Origin of the sequence: Novosphingobium sp. 9U (assembly GCF_902506425.1) — a bacterium.
GTDB lineage: Bacteria > Pseudomonadota > Alphaproteobacteria > Sphingomonadales > Sphingomonadaceae > Novosphingobium.
Map to the genome: position 1 here is coordinate 271,897 of NZ_LR732469.1, position 15,271 is coordinate 287,167.

A 15,271-nucleotide genomic window follows, 5' to 3' on the forward strand; every position below is an offset into this window, starting at 1 on the left:
GCCCTCAGCCGTTCCAGGCCAGGCCCTTCTCGATCTTGGCCGCCTGCTCGAAGACGACGCCCTGCACCACCGATGCCCGCGGCCAGCTGGCATGGATTGCGTACTGCAGGACGAATTCGTGCAGCTCGGCGGCCGTGCAGTTGCCGCTCGCCATAGCGGCGTGGAAGTGGCTGCCGATCGGGATCACCGCGGCCGAGTTCGCTACGCCCACCAAAGTCAGGAATCGGCGCGAGCGCTGGTCCAGACCGGGGCGGCACCACATCTCGCCGAAGACGAAGTTCAGGATGCCGTCCTGCAGGAAGGGCGTTCCGTTGCCGACCGGCGGACCATCGAAGGTCATGACATCGGTGAACGCCGCAAAGCCCTGCTCCATCCGCACCTGCGGGTCCCAAGGGTCGGCGCGCACGGGAGCGAGCGTCACCGGATCGAGGCCGAGGGCGTCCTGCACACGCGTGATTGCCGCGTCGAGGTCGCCGCCCTTGTCCCAGCCGCAGTACACCGCGACATGCAGCGCCGCCTCGCGCAGCTCCGCCAGCGAGAGCTCGCCGGTGGTCAGCGCGCCGCGCACGTAATTGTCGATCGTCTCGGGTGCGCCGTTGTTGCTGGCCGACGCCGCCAGCGAGATCAGGAACCGCGCGCGCCGATCGAGCCCCGGCCGCGACCAGACTTCGGCATAGATGAAGTCACGCCAGGTCTCCTGCCACAAGGTGGCGGGCTCCGCTGCCGTCCTGCCGGTCAGCTCGCTCTGGAGCGCTAGGCCACGCTGCGTCCGCTCACGCGGTTCGAGCAGGCTCACTGGCCAGCCTCCGAAGCGGCCATGCTCATCCAGATGTTCTTGGGCTGAAGGAACTCGTGCAGGCCCTCGACGCCGCCCAGCCGGCCGTGGCCGCTCTTCTTGAAGCCGCCGAACGGAGCATTGGGCTGCATCGCCTCGCCCGCGCCGTTGACGTGGATCATGCCCGCCTGCAGCTCGCGCGCCACATGGTGGCCGCGCCGCAGGTTCTGGGTGTGCACGTAGGCGCCCAGTCCATATTCGGTGTCGTTGGCCAGCGCGATCGCCTCGTCCTCGGTGTCGAAGGGCGTTGCCACCAGCACGGGCCCGAAGACCTCGTTCTGCGCGATTTCGCAGGCGTTCGGCACGTCGGCGAGGACGGTCACCGGCAGGAAGAAGCCGTCGGCATGATCGCCCTCCAGCCGCTTGCCGCCTGCAACGATGCGCCCACCGGCGCCGATCCCGCGGTCGACCATGCCCTGGATGCGGTCGAGCGCGGTCTGGCTGATCACCGGGCCGAGCACGGTCGATGCTTCGAACGGATCGCCGGCCTGCACGTGGTCGGCCATGGCGCCGATGATCTGCAGGTACTGATCGTAGACGCCGCGCTGCACCAGCAGCCGGGTCCCGTTGACGCAGCCCTGGCCGTTCGACGAAATCGCGCCGCTCAGGCCCTTCTTTGCGGCGGTCATCAGGTCCGCGTCGTTAAACACGATCACCGCCGACTTGCCGCCCAACTCCAACCCGACCGGCTTCAGCGAACGCGCCGCGCTGGTCAGGACCTTGGTGGCGGTCGCGCCCGAGCCGATGAACTCGATCTTGTCGATGCCGGGGTGCGCGACCATAGCCTCGCCGACGTCGGCAGCGCCGGTCACCAGGTTGGCGACGCCGTCCGGCACGCCTGCCTCGTGCAGCATCTCGACGAGCTTCATCACGCTGTAGGGCGCCAGATCGGGCGACTTGAGGACGATGCAGTTGCCGGCCGCGAGCGCCGGCGCGATCACCATCGTCGCGGCGAACAGCGGACCATTCCAAGGCACGATCACGCCGACCACGCCGTAGGGTTCGAACGCCACGTAGTCGTGCGCCGGGCCGCCCCACATCGGGATCGTGCGGCCATGGATCTTGTCGCACCAGCCGCCGAAGTACCGGAACTTCTGCGCCGCGTCGTAGCCCATGTAGGGCGCGACCATCGCCACCGAGCCGTTTTCGGAAACGAGGCTGGGCACGAAGTCCGATGATTTCGCCTCGAACAGCGCGGCGACCTTGAACATCAGGTCGCGGCGCTTGTCTCCAGGCATCGCCCGCCAGGCCGGGAAGGCTGCCCTGGCGGCGGCGACGGCGCGATCGACGTCGCCGGCGCTGGCCATCCCGATCTCACGCGTGACCTTGCCGGTCGCGGGGTAGATGTGCGGGATACGTTGGCCGGAGCCGCTTTCTTCGCGCTGTCCGCCGATAATGTTGGGGAAGCGCGGCAGCGCCTCCGCGTCCGGATCTCTGAAACCCATGGCCACCACTCCCGCCGACGTTGCTGCGCTTCACCCGGCCGTTCTGCCGAGGTGCGCCGATTCTGGGGTTTGTATAAGACGCGTTTTATACGGCTCGCAAGCGCTCCTTTTCCGCCGTGACGATGTTGCATGGCGTATTTACACGCGTATATATGCCGAATGATCGAAAGCGAGGCACGACCAGCTCCCGGCAAGCGACAGATTGTGCAGGCGACGGCCGAGCGGCTGCGGCATCGGATCTTCGCCTGCCCACCCAACCAGCAGATCGGCTCTCTGCCCGAGCTTGCCCGCGAGTGCGGAGTCGGCATCGTCACCATCCAGCAGGCCGCGCGCATTCTGGAGCATGAAGGCGTGCTGGAGGTGCGGCGTGGGCCTGGAGGCGGTTATTACGGTCGCCGACCGAACCTGGGCGATCTGGAGCGCATCCTGAGCGCTTATTGTCAGAGCGAACCCACCTCCTGGCGGGAAGTGCTCGACATTACGTCGCTGCTGTTCAACCGGCTGTGCGCGGCCGCCGCACGCTGTGACGATCCGGGGCTGCACGCCGAATTGCGACAACTGGCGGCCCAGATCGGGGCATGCACCGACGGAGCGCTGCTCGGCGACTTTGAGACGCGGCTCCAGGAATTGCTGTTCCGCATGGTGCGCCGCCCCTTGTTCGAGCTGTTGACGCATGTGGCGCTGGGCACCGCGCAGAGTGCGAAGACCGGCGAGGCGATGCGCGATCTCTTCGGTCTCGAGCAGTGGAAGGAAAGCCGCGCGGGCATCATCGCCGCGATCCTCGCCAAAGATCCCGCCCTCGCGCACTTTCAGGCCGATCGCTTGAACCGTCAGGCGCTGGTCAAGCTCTGTGGCCTTGAAGATTACTGAGGCTTCATAATCTCGTAAGCGGCGACGGCGCCACGGCCGCTTGATCCGGGAACGAAGGCGATCTACTCCTACAAAAGAGCCGCCGCGGAGAGGACCGAACTTGGCTGAAGCTATCGCCCAAGCGGAACCGTCCGCGACGCCCACCCCCGAACTGGTCTGGCAACTGGACGCACTCCTCGGCGAAGGGCCGGCGTGGATGCCCGACGAGGGGGCGCTCTGGTTCGTCGACATCAAAGGCGGCAAGCTCCACCGCTTCCACCCGCAAACCGGCACGCGCGAGACGATCGAGACAGGCGGCCAGCCCAGCTTCGTCGTCGGCTGCGAAGATGGCGGGCTGATCGTCGGCTCCGACAGCTGCATTCATCGCGTCGAGGCAGGCCGCCTTGGCGCCGTTCTCGCACCGATCCCGCAGCCCGCGCACAATCGCACCAATGACGCGACGGTGGACGCGAGCGGGCGCTTGTGGGTAGCGACGATGGATGACCATGAGGAGCGAGAGACCGGATCGCTGTGGTGCCTGGAAGCGGGCACGCTACGCCATGCGGGAACCAGCGCCGTAGTCACCAACGGACCGGCGGTGACGGCGGACGGATGCACGCTCTACCGCGTGAACTCTGGCGAGCGGCGCATAACCCGCCATGCGATGAGCGACAGCGGCGAACTGGATGCCGGCGAGCTGTTCGTGCAGCTGAAGCCCAGCGAAGGTCACCCGGACGGCATCGTGCTCGACAGCGAGAACTGCATCTGGGTCGGGCTGTGGGACGGCTGGGGCGTGCGCCGCTATGCGCCGGACGGTACGCTGCTGCTGCACGTCCCCCTGCCCTCCGCGCGCGTGACCAAGGTCGCGTTCGGCGGCCCCGACCTGAAGACGGTCTACGTTACCACCGCCCGGATCGGACTGGACGAGGAGGCGCTTGCGCGTCAGCCGCTCGCCGGTGGCCTCTTCGCCTTCGCCGCGCCCGCGCCTGGACTGCCCCTGCCCAAAGTCCGCCTGTGAGCATACGAGCGGAAATCCTGGGTGATTGGGGCACGAGCAACCTGCGCCTCTGGCTGCGCTTTGGTGGAGCCGTGGCTGAGCGGCGCGACGGCCGTGGCGTCGGAGCGCTAGCAGCCAATGCTGCGCAACAATTGAGGGACCTGACGGCAGCCTGGCGCGAGGCTTACGATATCAGCGTAATCGTCCTTTGCGGCATGGCCGGTGCGCGCGGTGGCCTGCACGAGACCGGCTACGTCGAGTGCCCGGCGAGCGCCGCGGACTGGGCGGGTCGGGCAGCCCGCACCGAGATCGCCGATACGCCCGTCACGATCGGCAGCGGCCTTGCCTTTCGAGATCGGGATGGCCGCGACGACGTCATGCGGGGCGAGGAAACGCAGGTGTTCGGCGCGCTGCGACTCCATCCCGAGTTGGCGATCGGCCGGGCGACGATGCTGCTGCCGGGCACCCACTCGAAGTGGGTCACGCTCGACGGTGGCCGCGTCACGGGCTTGCGCACCTTCATCACCGGCGAACTCTACGCGCTGCTCTCCCGTTCCAGCCTGTTTGCAACCGGTGGAGCAGACGAGAGCGGACACACTGACGAAGAAGGATTCGCGCAAGGCATGGCGGAGGGGCGCAATGCTCCCGGCCTGACCGGTAGCCTGTTCCAGGCGCGTGCTGGCCAGTTACGTCAGGGCCGCTCGGCGGCGTGGGCGCGCAGCTATCTGTCGGGCTTGCTGCTCGCCTCCGAGGTGGCGCAAATGCAGCAACTCGGCATGCTGCCAAACCAAGTCACCATGATCGGCGCGCACGCCTTGTGCGAGCGCTACCGCACTGTCCTTGCATCGGCTGGCGTGGCCACCCGCCTGCTTGACGACGAAGCCTGTACTTTAGCCGGACTGGAACTGATCCTTGCCCACGATTGACAGCCTGCTGGCCGCGGGGGAGCCGCCGATCGTTGCCATCCTTCGCGGCCTTGCTCCCAGCGATGCGCTGGCGGTCGGCACCGCGCTTGTCGATGCAGGCGTGCGCATGATCGAAGTGCCGTTGAACTCGCCCGATCCGTTCGAGAGCATCGCGGCCTTGCAGCGGGCGTTCGGCGGAGAGGCGCTGATCGGCGCGGGAACCGTGCTGGACACCGCTTCGGTCGAGCGACTGGCCCAGACCGGCGCCCGCCTCATGGTGACGCCCAACACGTCGGCGCCGGTGATCGCCCGGGGCGTTGAACTCGGCCTGGAGGTCCTGCCTGGTTTCCTCAGTCCGAGCGAGGCGTTCGCAGCGCTTGCGGCAGGCGCCCAGCGGCTGAAGCTTTTCCCAGCCGGCGCACAGGGCACCGGCTACTTGCGCGACGTCCGGGCCGTGCTGCCCACGCACGTCGGTGTCTGGGCGGTCGGCGGCGTCGATGCCGCGAATGCCGGCGAATGGCTGCACGCGGGCTGCGAGGGCGTGGCGCTCGGCTCGGCGGTGTTCAAGCCGGGCATGGCCGCGGACGAGGTCGGCGAGCGGGCCCGCGCCGTTGTTGCCGCCTGGCGATCCGCGCGCTGATCACGGATGCTGCGGCAGGCCGCAGCCATTCGCCCTGCGCCTCGTTGATCAGCCATGCTGGTGTTCCTGGACTTCGAAGCGTCATCGCTCGGCAAACGCAGCTATCCGATCGAGGTGGGTTGGGTCTTCGAAGACGGGCGCTCGCAATCCTACCTGATCCGCCCTGCCGAGACTTGGACGGATTGGGACGTGGAGGCCGAAGCCATCCACGGGATCGCTCGATCAGAACTCGTCGCCAAGGGCGTGGCGCACGACGAGGTCGCCCGGCAGATGGTGGAAGACCTGAGCGGACACGACTTGGCAGCGAGTGCGCCTTCGTGGGACGGCAAGTGGCTGAGCACCCTGCTGCGCGCCGCCGGCCTGCCGCGCCATAGTCTCCGCCTGCGAGACAGCGACGATGTCCTTAGCGAGAGTGCGCTGACCATTCTTGCGCCGGTGATCGGAAGCGATCGGCTCGAGCAAGTCGTCGCCGATGTTCTTGCGAGCACCGACGTGCATGCACCGGATTGGAAGCCGGCACACCGCGCGCTGGCGGACGCCGAGGAGGAGAGGTCACGCTGGATTGCTGTCAAGGCGGCCGCTCAGCGGATCGCCGCAGCCGCTTGACAGACTGTCAGAGCCTTCCGAATCCTGCGTTCAGGCGACCATGAACAGCGCGAACAGGAATATCAGCAGCGCGACCATGCTCGCCATGCAGAGCACGCCGAAAGGGCATTGATGGGCTTGGGGGTGGATCCTCTCCATGATCATCCCTTCTTCCAGAGTCGTATTCTTTTATACGCGGAACTTACGACATGGTTGCGCTTTGGGCAAGATTGCTGGTGTAAAACGCAACGCAACCATTGCGCCGTGATCGCCTTTCGCAGCTTGGCATGGTGGATCGGCCGGGGGATCTTATGAGACGCAATTGCATCCGTGGCTTGCGCCATGATCGCGACCGCAGCAGACGCTAGAGCTTCATGGCAGACGATCAGCAGCAACCGCATACCCAAGTCGACCACCAGCCTGACGAGGATCGCGAGGAAGGCGCCCAGCGCCGCTCGCTCAGCCCGCGCACCAAGCTGATCCTGCTTGTCGTCGCGGTGCTCTTGCTGGTCGGCGGCGGTATTTGGTTCTTCCGCCACAAGACTTACGGGCAATTCTTCCAGGAGACCAACGACGCGACGATTATGGCGGACGCCGTATCGATCGCGCCGCGCGTGAATGGATACGTCGCGCAGGTCATGGTGCTCGAGAACCAGGACGTGGCAGTGGGCCAGCCGCTGCTGCGGATCGACGCGCGCAACTACCAGGCGCAAGTGGACCAGGCCCGCGCGCAGATCGCGCAGGCCGACGCGAGCGCCGACAATGCACGAGCGTCGATCTCCGAGCAGCAGGCCGCGATCGCCCAGGCCGAGGCCCAGCTCGCCGCTGCACGCTCCAAGGCTGCGCATGACGCGGCCGAAGTGGCGCGCTATGTCCCGCTCGCTGCCAGCGGAGCGGAGACGCGCCAGCAACTCGCACAATTGCGACTGGCCGCGACCCAGTCAGCCCAGCAAGTGCGCGAACTGGCGGCCGGGCTGGAGATCCAGCGGCGCAAGATCACCGGCATCCAGACGCAGATCCGGCAAGCGCAGGCGCAAGCCCAAGGCGGACGCGCGCAGCTCGCCTCCGCGCAGGTCGACGTCGGCGGTGCCTTGCTAAAGGCGCCGGTCGCAGGGCGGGTCGGGGACAAGACGGTGACACCAGGGCAGTACGTGCAGGCCGGCACCCGGCTGATGTCGCTGGTGCCGCTCGACCAGCTCTACGTCGTCGCCAACTTCAAGGAAACGCAGTTGGCGCTGATGCGGCCGGGACAGCCTGCCAAGATCGCCGTGGACGCGCTGTCGGGCACCGAGCTCGACGGCAAGGTGCTCAGCATCTCGCCCGGCACCGGCGCGCAGTTCTCGATCCTGCCGCCGCAGAACGCGACCGGCAATTTCACCAAGATCGTGCAGCGCGTGCCGGTGCGCATCGCCATCACCGCGCCTCCTGCGGCGCGCAAGCTGCTGGTGCCCGGCCTCTCGGTGACGGTGACGGTCGACACCCGCGGCGCCAAGGGCGAGCTCGACCGCATCGAGGAGCAGCAGGAGCGGCTCGAGAAGCAGGGCCGCTGAGGTGGCGAGCGCGGCTCCTCCTGCCGGCCAGACGAAAGGCCAGAGCGGTACGAGGACGGCGAATGCCGACCTTGGCGCGTGGCTCGCGGTTGCGGCGGGCACGCTGGGCGCGCTCATGGCGACGCTCGACATCTCCATCGTCAACTCGGCCCTGCCGACGATCCAGGGCGAGATCGGCGCCACGGGGACCGAGGGCGCTTGGGTCGCCACCGCCTACCTGGTGGCCGAGATCATCATCATCCCGCTTTCCGCCTGGCTGGAGCGGCTGCTCGGCCTGCGCCGCTTCCTGCTGATCGCGGTGACGCTGTTCACCGGCTTTTCGGTGCTGTGCGGTATCTCCACCACGCTCAACATGATGATCATCGGCCGCGTCGGCCAAGGCTTTACCGGCGGCGCGATGATCCCGACCGCGCAGACCATCATCGCCCAGAGACTACCTCCGCATCAGCAATCGATCGGGACTGCCATGTTCGGCCTGGTCGCCACCCTCGGACCGCTGCTCGGCCCGTTGGTGGGGGGCTGGCTGGCAGAGAACGTCAGCTGGCACTACGCCTTCTTCCTCAACGTGCCGATCTCGGCGCTGCTGATCGTGCTGCTGGTTGTCGGCCTGCCCGACCAGAAGGCCAAGCTGCACCTGATCCGCCAGGCCGACTGGTTCGGGATCGCCGGCCTCGCCCTCGGCATGGGTGGGCTCACCGTGTTCCTGGAGGAAGGTTCGCGCGAGGAGTGGTTCGCCTCGCCGCTGATCCAGAAGATGGCGATCATGTCGGTGATCGGGTTTCTACTGCTCGCCTACGGCCAGGCGACGGCGGCTCGACCGGTAATCAAACTGCGGCTGCTACTGGACCGTCAATTCGGATCGGTCGCGCTGATGGGCGTCGCGCTGGGCGTGGTCCTCTATGGCACGTCCTATGCGATTCCCCAGTTCCTGGCCGCTATCGCCGACTACAACGCGCTGCAATCGGGCAAGGTGGTGCTGCTCTCGGGCATTCCCAGCTTGCTGATGATGCCGCTGGTGCCGTTCCTGGTTCGCAAGCTCGATATCCGCATCGCCGTGGCGCTCGGGATGGGGATCATGGGGCTCTCGGCCTACATGGAGACGGGGCTGACGCTCGAGTCCTCGGGCGGCGACTTCACCGATTCGCAGCTGATGCGCGGCGTCGGGCAGATCCTGGGCATGCTGTTCCTCAGCCAGGCGGTGGTGCAGTCGGTGCCGGCCGAAGACGCCGGCGATGCCTCCGGGCTGTTCAACGCGATGCGCAACATGGGCGGAAGCTTCGCGCTGGCAGGCATATCCATCCTGCAGCAGAGCCGCGTCTGGCTCCATTCTCGCCGGCTGGAGGAGACGCTGAACGCCAACGCGCCTGCGGTGCAGGACTATGTCACCGGCATGGGGCGCGCCGTCGGCAACCCGGACGCAGGTATGCGGCTGCTCGGGCAACAGATCCAGGGACAGGCGCTGGTCATGACCTACAACGACATCTTCTTCGCCATGAGCCTCGTCACCATTGCCGTGATCCCGCTCGTGCTGTTCCTTCGGCCCTTGCCCCGGAACGCCTCGCTCGCGGCGGCGCACTGATGCGGCGCATGGCGCTCTTTGGCCTAGTAGGCCTCTTGGCCGGTTGCACCGTCGGCCCCAACTACGATGGGCCGCCCGAGGTCGCATCCGCCGCCACGGCGCGCGGCCGATTCGTGCGCGCCGACGATCAGGCGCTCACCACCGCACCGGGCTTGGCGCGCTGGTGGGACACGCTGGGCGATGCGACATTGTCCGCGCTGGTCGACGATGCCCTGGCGCACAGTCCCAACATCGACATCGCGCAAGGCCGCATCCGCGAGGCACGCGCCCGGCTCGATTCCAACCGCGCCAACCTGCTGCCGAGCGTCTCGGCCGCCGGCATGTACGTCAACGCCCGCCTCCCCGGCTCCGGGCTCGGGGCGCTGTCGGGGGGCTCGTCCAGCGACGGCGAAGGCAGCGGCGGTGAGCAGGAAAGCTCAGACAGCGGCTCCTCCAGGCTCGAGTTCTACAACCTGGGTGCCAACGTCTCGTGGGAACCGGACCTGTTCGGCGGGCGCCGTCGCGGGATCGAGGCCGCGCGCGCCACGGTCGCCCAGCGCTTCGCAGACCTTGCCGACGCGCAAGTCTCCTTGAGCGCGCAAGTGGCGCAAAGCTACGTCAACTTGCGCGATGCCCAGGTACGCTCGCGCCTCAACGCGGAGTCCAGCGCGAAGCAGCGCCAGGCGCTCGACTTGACTCGCCAGCGCTACGCACGCGGCACCGCCTCGCGGTTGGAGGTCGAGCGGCTGCAGGTCCAGCTGGAGTCCACCGATGCCCAGAACATCCCCCTGTCCGCGCAAGTGGCGATGTACAAGGATGCGCTCGCGGTGCTGACCGGTCGCACCCCGGGCGAGCTCGACGCGACCCTGCAGAGCGAGGCGCCCGTGCCGCTTCCGCCCGCGCAAGTGCCGATCGGCGATCCGGCAAGCCTCGTGGCCCACCGTCCCGATATCCGCGCTGCCGAGCGCGCGCTCGCCGCCAGCACCGCGAACATCGGCACACAGAAGGCCAAGATGTTCCCCGGCATCAAGTTTTCCGGCATCCTGGGCCTCGGCGGGACGAGCCCCGGCGACGTGCTCGACCCTGGCAACCTCAGCCTGCTGCTCATGCCGCAGCTCAGCTGGCCGATCCTCGATTTCGGCCGCAACCGCGCCGCCGTGCGCGAGGCCGAGGCGCAGCGCGACACGGCCGGTGCGCAGTATCGCCAAGCCGTGCTCGAGGCCTTGCAGGATGCGGAGGACAGCCTGGCGCGCTTCGGCGCCACCCGGCGCCAGCTCGCCGGACTGATCCGATCAGAGCGCAGCGCCGCCACGGCCGCGCAGCTGAACCGCCAGCGCTTCGAGGCGGGTACCAGCACGCTGATCGACCAGCTCGACATCGAGCGCCAGGAGCTGTCCGCGCGAACCGCCGTCTCGCAAGCCCGCGCTCAGCTCACGATCGACTACATCGCAGTGCAGAAGGCTCTCGGCCTGGGCTGGAGCGAGCCGAGCTAAGGCGCCAAGGCACGAAGCTGCTGTCTGACGAAGCTTGGAGCCCGGCCGCTAGGCCGGAGGGATCTCGGGCGCGATCAGCCGGAGAAAATGGTGCCCAGAAGAGGATTGCGCCGGGGGTCGCCGTCGGCAACCTCGGGTGCGGTTGAGTTTTCTTCTGCCTTTTCAGTGCTGGCGGATGTGATGCCCAGAAGAGGACCAGCATCTTGGGCAAGGATTGCGTCCGTCTTGTTGGCTGCCATGTCGAGCGCAGCCTTGGCGTGACGGGCATCGATGCAGATCGCTGGCAAGCCTTCGGCCGTAAGGGCATGAAAGAACCAGACTGACAGCGGACCGGTCTCGAACACCACCCGCTTGGCTCTTGGAGCTCGTTTGCGGATCACTTGCGCAATAAGCTCAGGATCCGAGGCGCACTTGCCGCGCCAGATCCGCTTGCCCTCGCGACGCACTGAGATCGCCGTCTCTTTCATCGAGACATCAAGACCAATATACTCGTCCATGGTTGTTCTCCGCTGATGCTGGGCCCGGTCACCAATCGAGAGCCCGTTCTTCATCATACCGGGGAACAACCACCTGCATCAGCACCGATCGCGCAGTGGTGGACCGCTCCCAGCGATTACACCATGTTCATGTGGACTGATCGGCCCTTTGCAGGCCCCGTGTCGAGCGCACGAATAGCCCGAAAGGGGGACTACCCGTCGTTCCCATAAACTCGCGAAATGGCTGCTCCCGCCCGAAGCCGCTTCCGGCGCCGTCCGGTCAGCCGATTGCTTTGGTCGCATGCGAAATCATACGCGACGATCAGGCTGGCAAAAGCCCCGCTGACCTATAGCTTTCAATCAGCGTGTCGAAGAGCGCGATGTTCGAGCGGCTCCTCGCAACGATCTGCGCGCCAGCAACCGCTGCATAGATCGCGCGTGCCCTTGCCTCGCTCTCATCCGGGCCGACGATCTTTGCGGCGACGAGCTCCTTGCTCAACCAGGCCACGTTGATGTCGGCAAAAGCCTGGACCTCTCTCAGCACCGGCTCGGGCAGTTCGTCATATTCCGCAGCCATGAAGCTGCTCAGGCAGATCCGATTTTCGCGGGCTAGCGAGGCGCGGAATACTCCGGGGTATTGCCGCAGGGCGTCCATCGGCGTGTCGGCGTTGGCCGAGATCGCCTCAAATTCGCGAGATATGTCTTCCCAGTAGCGGCGTGCGACAGCCTCACCGAGAAGCGCCTTGTTGGCGAAATAATAGTTGATGCTTGCCGCCTTGATGCCGACCGTCGCGGCAAGATCGCGGAAATTGATCCCGGCATAGCCACGAGCCATCGCCGCCTCTCGCGCCGCCAGCAGGATCGCTTCGCGCGCATTCTCTTTCATCGTTGTTGCCATTGTTCAAACCTCCGCCTGCCATATGGCAGACAGGGGTTGACTCTGCAAGGTTCGAGTCGTAATCAGCTACCTGTCATCTGGCAGGCAGGTGACGAACCAGATTAAAGTGAGACACTCCATGACCGACAAGTTGAAGCTCTTTACCTCTCCCTCTGCTTTCCCCAACCCGCAGCGTTTGAGGATTTTCATGCACGAGAAGGGCATCGCCGATCATTTCGCCGAGACGGTCTACGACATGACGCCCGTCGGGGAGCAGCGTGGTTGGAAGCACTTGAAAATGAACACCTGGGGGGAAACGCCGACCCTCGCGCTCGCGGATGGATCCTTTCTCAGCGAGACGTCTGCCATCGCACGTTACCTCGACGACACGTTCGAGGGCCGCAAGATCATGGGTGCGACGCCACACGAGCGCGGTCTCGACCAGATGTGGGATAATCGGGTTTGGGTCCACGTCCTCTATCCGATCGTCACCGCGTTCCACGTTCTTCATCAGGGTCTCGGTCCGAAGCTCGAGCTGACTCGCAATCCCGCCTGGGGTGAGCACTCACGCAAGGTTGCGCTGACGCACGCCGGCCTTGTCGATCGGCATCTCTCGGACGGCCGCTCGTGGCTGCTGGGCGGCGACGAGCCGACCTTCTCGGACATCACGCTGGCGACGGCGATCGCCTTCTCGAAGTTCCCGGTAAACGCCACTCCGCTCGATGAGCGCTTCGAGCACATCGACGCCTTCTTCAAGCGCTGGCAGACCCGGCCGACTTACCTGGCTGCCTATGCCGATCGGAACAGCGGGGTCGCCGAGCTCGACAACCGTGCTTGAATGTTTGGCCACCGATCTCGGCAGTGAGGTGTCACGTTTTCTCGCCCACCATCATTCACATTGAGATAGGCGGCCAACATGGCACCATCAAACTGCGCCCGCGGGCGTGGGTAGCGCCAGCTTCACCCGCAAGCCCGGGTACGTGTTAGTCAGCGCTAGGCGAGCACCCAAGCGCTGCGCGGCGGAGTGGACGATGGCGAGGCCTAACCCGCTGCCCTCCGCGTCGCCACTGGTAGTGAGGCGAACGAAACGCTCGCCCACACGACCAAGGTCCGCATCCGACAGTCCAGGCCCGTCGTCGGCTACACAGATCACGGTCTCCTGCTCCTCGCGGCTGATGGTGACCGCGACCGTTCTTCCCGAACAATTGTAGCGGATCGCGTTGTCGACGAGGTTCGACAGGATCTCGAACAGCAGCGTGCGATGGCTGGCGATCGGCAGGCCTCCTTCGGGCGCGTTGAAAGCGATCTCGATGCCCGCATCAATGGCTTGAGCGATGCGGCGGTTGATCACTGCGACGGCGACTTCGCGAAGGTCCACCTGCTCAAGCGGGGGTGAGGTGCCCGCCTCCTCGGCGCGTGCGAGGGCGAGAAGCTGGGTGACGAGGTGCTCCAGACGATCCGCGGCATCGCCGATTTCACTGAGGGCTTGCGGGTCGCCGCGCCGGGCGAGCGCAACCTGCACTTTTAGCACCGCGAGGGGCGTGCGCATCTGGTGCGAGGCGTCGGCAGTGAAGCGCCGCACGCCCTCGGTCGCGTGCTCGAGCCGGGCCAGCAGATTGTCGAACGAACCGGAGAGGGGGCGCAACTCGACCGGCAGCGGACCGGGGCGCAGCGGCGACAAGTCCGGAGTGGCGAGCGTGTCACGCGCGGCGACGGCGTTGCGCAGCCGATCCAGCGGCCGCAAGCTCCAGGCGAGTGCGGGACGGACCAGCAGCACCGCGACGCCGATCAGCAAGACCTCGCCGATCAGCAGTGCGAGGACCAGCCGGCGCCACAAGGCGTTGCGCCCCTCCAGCGTCTCGGCGACCTGCACCACCACCGGCTGCTCGATCCTTGGCAGCGAGCGGCGCACCTCGGCGATGCGGATGCCCTGCCCGCGATAGTCGGCATAGCGAAAGCGCGGTTCATCGAGGCGCAGCTCGCTGATGCGGGGCGCGGGCAAGTCGGCATAGCCCGTCAGCAGCTCGCCCCCTACCGCGATGCGGTAGTAGACATTGTCGCGCTCCGTATTCTCTAGCATGCCAAAAGCGGCGGACGGCAAGTCCAGTGTGACCTCGCCGCGCTCCACCTGCACCGTTTCCGAGATCGCGCCGAGGGCGCCGCCCAGAACGCGATCGTTGGTGCGGCGCACGACGTCCGCGATCAGCGTGGCGCCGGCCAGCCCCAGCACGATCGCGATCACCAGCAGCGGCGCGATCATCGAGGCAAGCAGCCGCGTGCGCAGCGCCAGCGAGCGCTCAGACGTTTCAGCGGCCATCGAGTAAGTAGCCTACTCCGCGTACGGTGCGGATCGCAGGGCCGTCGGGCGCCAGCTTGCCTCGCACACGGGTGATGTTGACCTCAATAGCGTTGGGGCCGACCGGCTCGTCATAGCCGAACACTTCGGCCTGAAGCGTCTCGCGCGAAACGATCTGGCCCGCCCGGTTGGCGAGCGCGTCGAGCACCGCCCACTCGCGCCGCCGCAATTCGAGCACGCGTTCACCGACCCGTGCCTCGCCCGTCGAGCGGTTCAGCACAAGCGTGCCGACCGTCAGCTCGGGCGTGGGGTCGCCACCCCGCCGTCGCCCGAGCGCCCGAATACGGGCCTCCAGTTCCTCGGGTGCGAACGGTTTGCGCAAGTAATCATCGGCGCCGAGGTCCAGCCCGCGCACGCGATCGTCCAATGCGTCACGCGCGGTGAGCATCAGCACTGCCACTCGCTCGCCGCGCCGGCGAAGGGTGGAAAGCACCTCGAAACCGTCGATTCCCGGCAGGCCAACGTCGAGCACGATAAGCCCATAGGGCTCGTCGGGCGCGACCATCAGCGCGTCCTCGCCGGTGATGACGTGGTCCACCGCGTGCCCCGTTCCGCGCAGCAATGCGACGATGCTGCGCGCCAAGGCCGCGTCATCCTCGACGATCAGGATGCGCATGGCCTGCCGCTTCCGTGAAAGGTTGATGACAGGTTGGTGCGGTAGCCCATGACTGCGAGCTTACCCGAACGCAGAGCCGGGAAGCCAGA

At 66.6% G+C, this 15,271-nt stretch carries 14 protein-coding genes and 1 pseudogene; 9 read left to right on the forward strand and 6 right to left on the reverse strand.

All coding sequences use genetic code 11. The features are described from left to right. Positions 1–4: 4 nt before the first annotated feature. Entirely contained in the window at positions 5–796 is a 792-nt protein-coding gene (locus GV044_RS01195; RefSeq protein ID WP_159864346.1) for a carboxymuconolactone decarboxylase family protein, read from the reverse strand. Further along, entirely contained in the window at positions 793–2,280 is a 1,488-nt protein-coding gene (locus GV044_RS01200; protein WP_159864349.1) for an aldehyde dehydrogenase, read from the reverse strand. The genes GV044_RS01195 and GV044_RS01200 overlap by 4 nt, the downstream gene beginning before the upstream one ends. 204 nt (positions 2,281–2,484) lie before the next feature. On the opposite strand from GV044_RS01200, the gene GV044_RS01205 reads away from it, so the two are divergent. The 8 genes from GV044_RS01205 to GV044_RS01240 all read left to right on the forward strand — a co-directional run bounded on the left by GV044_RS01205 (position 2,485) and on the right by GV044_RS01240 (position 10,857). Beyond that, positions 2,485–3,150: a GntR family transcriptional regulator gene (locus tag GV044_RS01205; protein ID WP_371741545.1), complete on the forward strand. Its 666-nt coding sequence runs from the start codon at positions 2,485–2,487 to the stop codon at positions 3,148–3,150. Positions 3,151–3,250: 100 nt separating this feature from the next. Next, entirely contained in the window at positions 3,251–4,147 is an 897-nt protein-coding gene (locus GV044_RS01210) for an SMP-30/gluconolactonase/LRE family protein (RefSeq protein ID WP_236554579.1), read from the forward strand. Next, a complete protein-coding gene (locus GV044_RS01215; RefSeq protein ID WP_159864352.1) occupies positions 4,144–5,052 on the forward strand; it encodes a 2-dehydro-3-deoxygalactonokinase in 909 nt (302 codons plus the stop codon). Before GV044_RS01210 ends, GV044_RS01215 begins: the two co-directional genes overlap by 4 nt. After that, the gene (locus tag GV044_RS01220; RefSeq protein WP_159864355.1) at positions 5,039–5,671 is read left to right on the forward strand and encodes a 2-dehydro-3-deoxy-6-phosphogalactonate aldolase; all 633 of its coding nucleotides are present in this window, start codon (positions 5,039–5,041) and stop codon (positions 5,669–5,671) included. The genes GV044_RS01215 and GV044_RS01220 overlap by 14 nt, the downstream gene beginning before the upstream one ends. 54 nt (positions 5,672–5,725) lie before the next feature. After that, positions 5,726–6,277, forward strand: coding sequence for a transcriptional regulator (locus GV044_RS01225; RefSeq protein ID WP_159864358.1), 552 nt, complete (start codon positions 5,726–5,728; stop codon positions 6,275–6,277). Between the two features lie 353 nt (positions 6,278–6,630). Further along, positions 6,631–7,806 carry an HlyD family secretion protein gene (locus tag GV044_RS01230; RefSeq protein ID WP_159864361.1) on the forward strand — a complete coding sequence of 392 codons (1,176 nt, stop codon included), beginning with the start codon at positions 6,631–6,633 and terminating at the stop codon, positions 7,804–7,806. 1 nt (position 7,807) lies between these two features. After that, positions 7,808–9,385 (forward strand): DHA2 family efflux MFS transporter permease subunit, encoded by a 1,578-nt coding sequence (locus tag GV044_RS01235; protein ID WP_159864364.1) that lies wholly within the window; start codon positions 7,808–7,810, stop codon positions 9,383–9,385. Further along, positions 9,385–10,857, forward strand: coding sequence for an efflux transporter outer membrane subunit (locus GV044_RS01240; protein ID WP_159864367.1), 1,473 nt, complete (start codon positions 9,385–9,387; stop codon positions 10,855–10,857). The genes GV044_RS01235 and GV044_RS01240 overlap by 1 nt, the downstream gene beginning before the upstream one ends. 215 nt (positions 10,858–11,072) lie before the next feature. On the opposite strand, the pseudogene GV044_RS01245 reads toward GV044_RS01240, so the two are convergent. Beyond that, positions 11,073–11,354, reverse strand: a pseudogene (locus GV044_RS01245) (IS110 family transposase); the annotation flags it as partial. Positions 11,355–11,655: 301 nt separating this feature from the next. Further along, positions 11,656–12,219, reverse strand: coding sequence for a TetR/AcrR family transcriptional regulator (locus GV044_RS01250; RefSeq protein WP_159864370.1), 564 nt, complete (start codon positions 12,217–12,219; stop codon positions 11,656–11,658). 130 nt (positions 12,220–12,349) lie between these two features. On the opposite strand from GV044_RS01250, the gene GV044_RS01255 reads away from it, so the two are divergent. After that, positions 12,350–13,048 carry a glutathione S-transferase family protein gene (locus GV044_RS01255; RefSeq protein WP_159864373.1) on the forward strand — a complete coding sequence of 233 codons (699 nt, stop codon included), beginning with the start codon at positions 12,350–12,352 and terminating at the stop codon, positions 13,046–13,048. Between the two features lie 87 nt (positions 13,049–13,135). On the opposite strand, the gene GV044_RS01260 is transcribed toward GV044_RS01255, so the two are convergent. Further along, a complete protein-coding gene (locus GV044_RS01260; RefSeq protein ID WP_159864376.1) occupies positions 13,136–14,527 on the reverse strand; it encodes a sensor histidine kinase in 1,392 nt (463 codons plus the stop codon). Next, positions 14,517–15,182 carry a response regulator transcription factor gene (locus tag GV044_RS01265; RefSeq protein WP_201298989.1) on the reverse strand — a complete coding sequence of 222 codons (666 nt, stop codon included), beginning with the start codon at positions 15,180–15,182 and terminating at the stop codon, positions 14,517–14,519. Before GV044_RS01265 ends, GV044_RS01260 begins: the two co-directional genes overlap by 11 nt. Between the last annotated feature and the right edge of the window lie 89 nt (positions 15,183–15,271).

What these genes read in the sequence shown, in the direction of transcription:
- GV044_RS01260 (WP_159864376.1), bottom strand. Translation starts at nt 14,527, where the DNA reads ATGGCCGCTGAAACGTCTGAGCGCTCGCTGGCGCTGCGCACGCGGCTG.
- GV044_RS01200 (WP_159864349.1), bottom strand. Translation starts at nt 2,280, where the DNA reads ATGGGTTTCAGAGATCCGGACGCGGAGGCGCTGCCGCGCTTCCCCAAC.
- GV044_RS01255 (WP_159864373.1), top strand. Translation starts at nt 12,350, where the DNA reads ATGACCGACAAGTTGAAGCTCTTTACCTCTCCCTCTGCTTTCCCCAAC.
- GV044_RS01240 (WP_159864367.1), top strand. Translation starts at nt 9,385, where the DNA reads ATGCGGCGCATGGCGCTCTTTGGCCTAGTAGGCCTCTTGGCCGGTTGC.
- GV044_RS01230 (WP_159864361.1), top strand. Translation starts at nt 6,631, where the DNA reads ATGGCAGACGATCAGCAGCAACCGCATACCCAAGTCGACCACCAGCCT.
- GV044_RS01225 (WP_159864358.1), top strand. Translation starts at nt 5,726, where the DNA reads ATGCTGGTGTTCCTGGACTTCGAAGCGTCATCGCTCGGCAAACGCAGC.
- GV044_RS01250 (WP_159864370.1), bottom strand. Translation starts at nt 12,219, where the DNA reads ATGAAAGAGAATGCGCGCGAAGCGATCCTGCTGGCGGCGCGAGAGGCG.
- GV044_RS01265 (WP_201298989.1), bottom strand. Translation starts at nt 15,182, where the DNA reads ATGCGCATCCTGATCGTCGAGGATGACGCGGCCTTGGCGCGCAGCATC.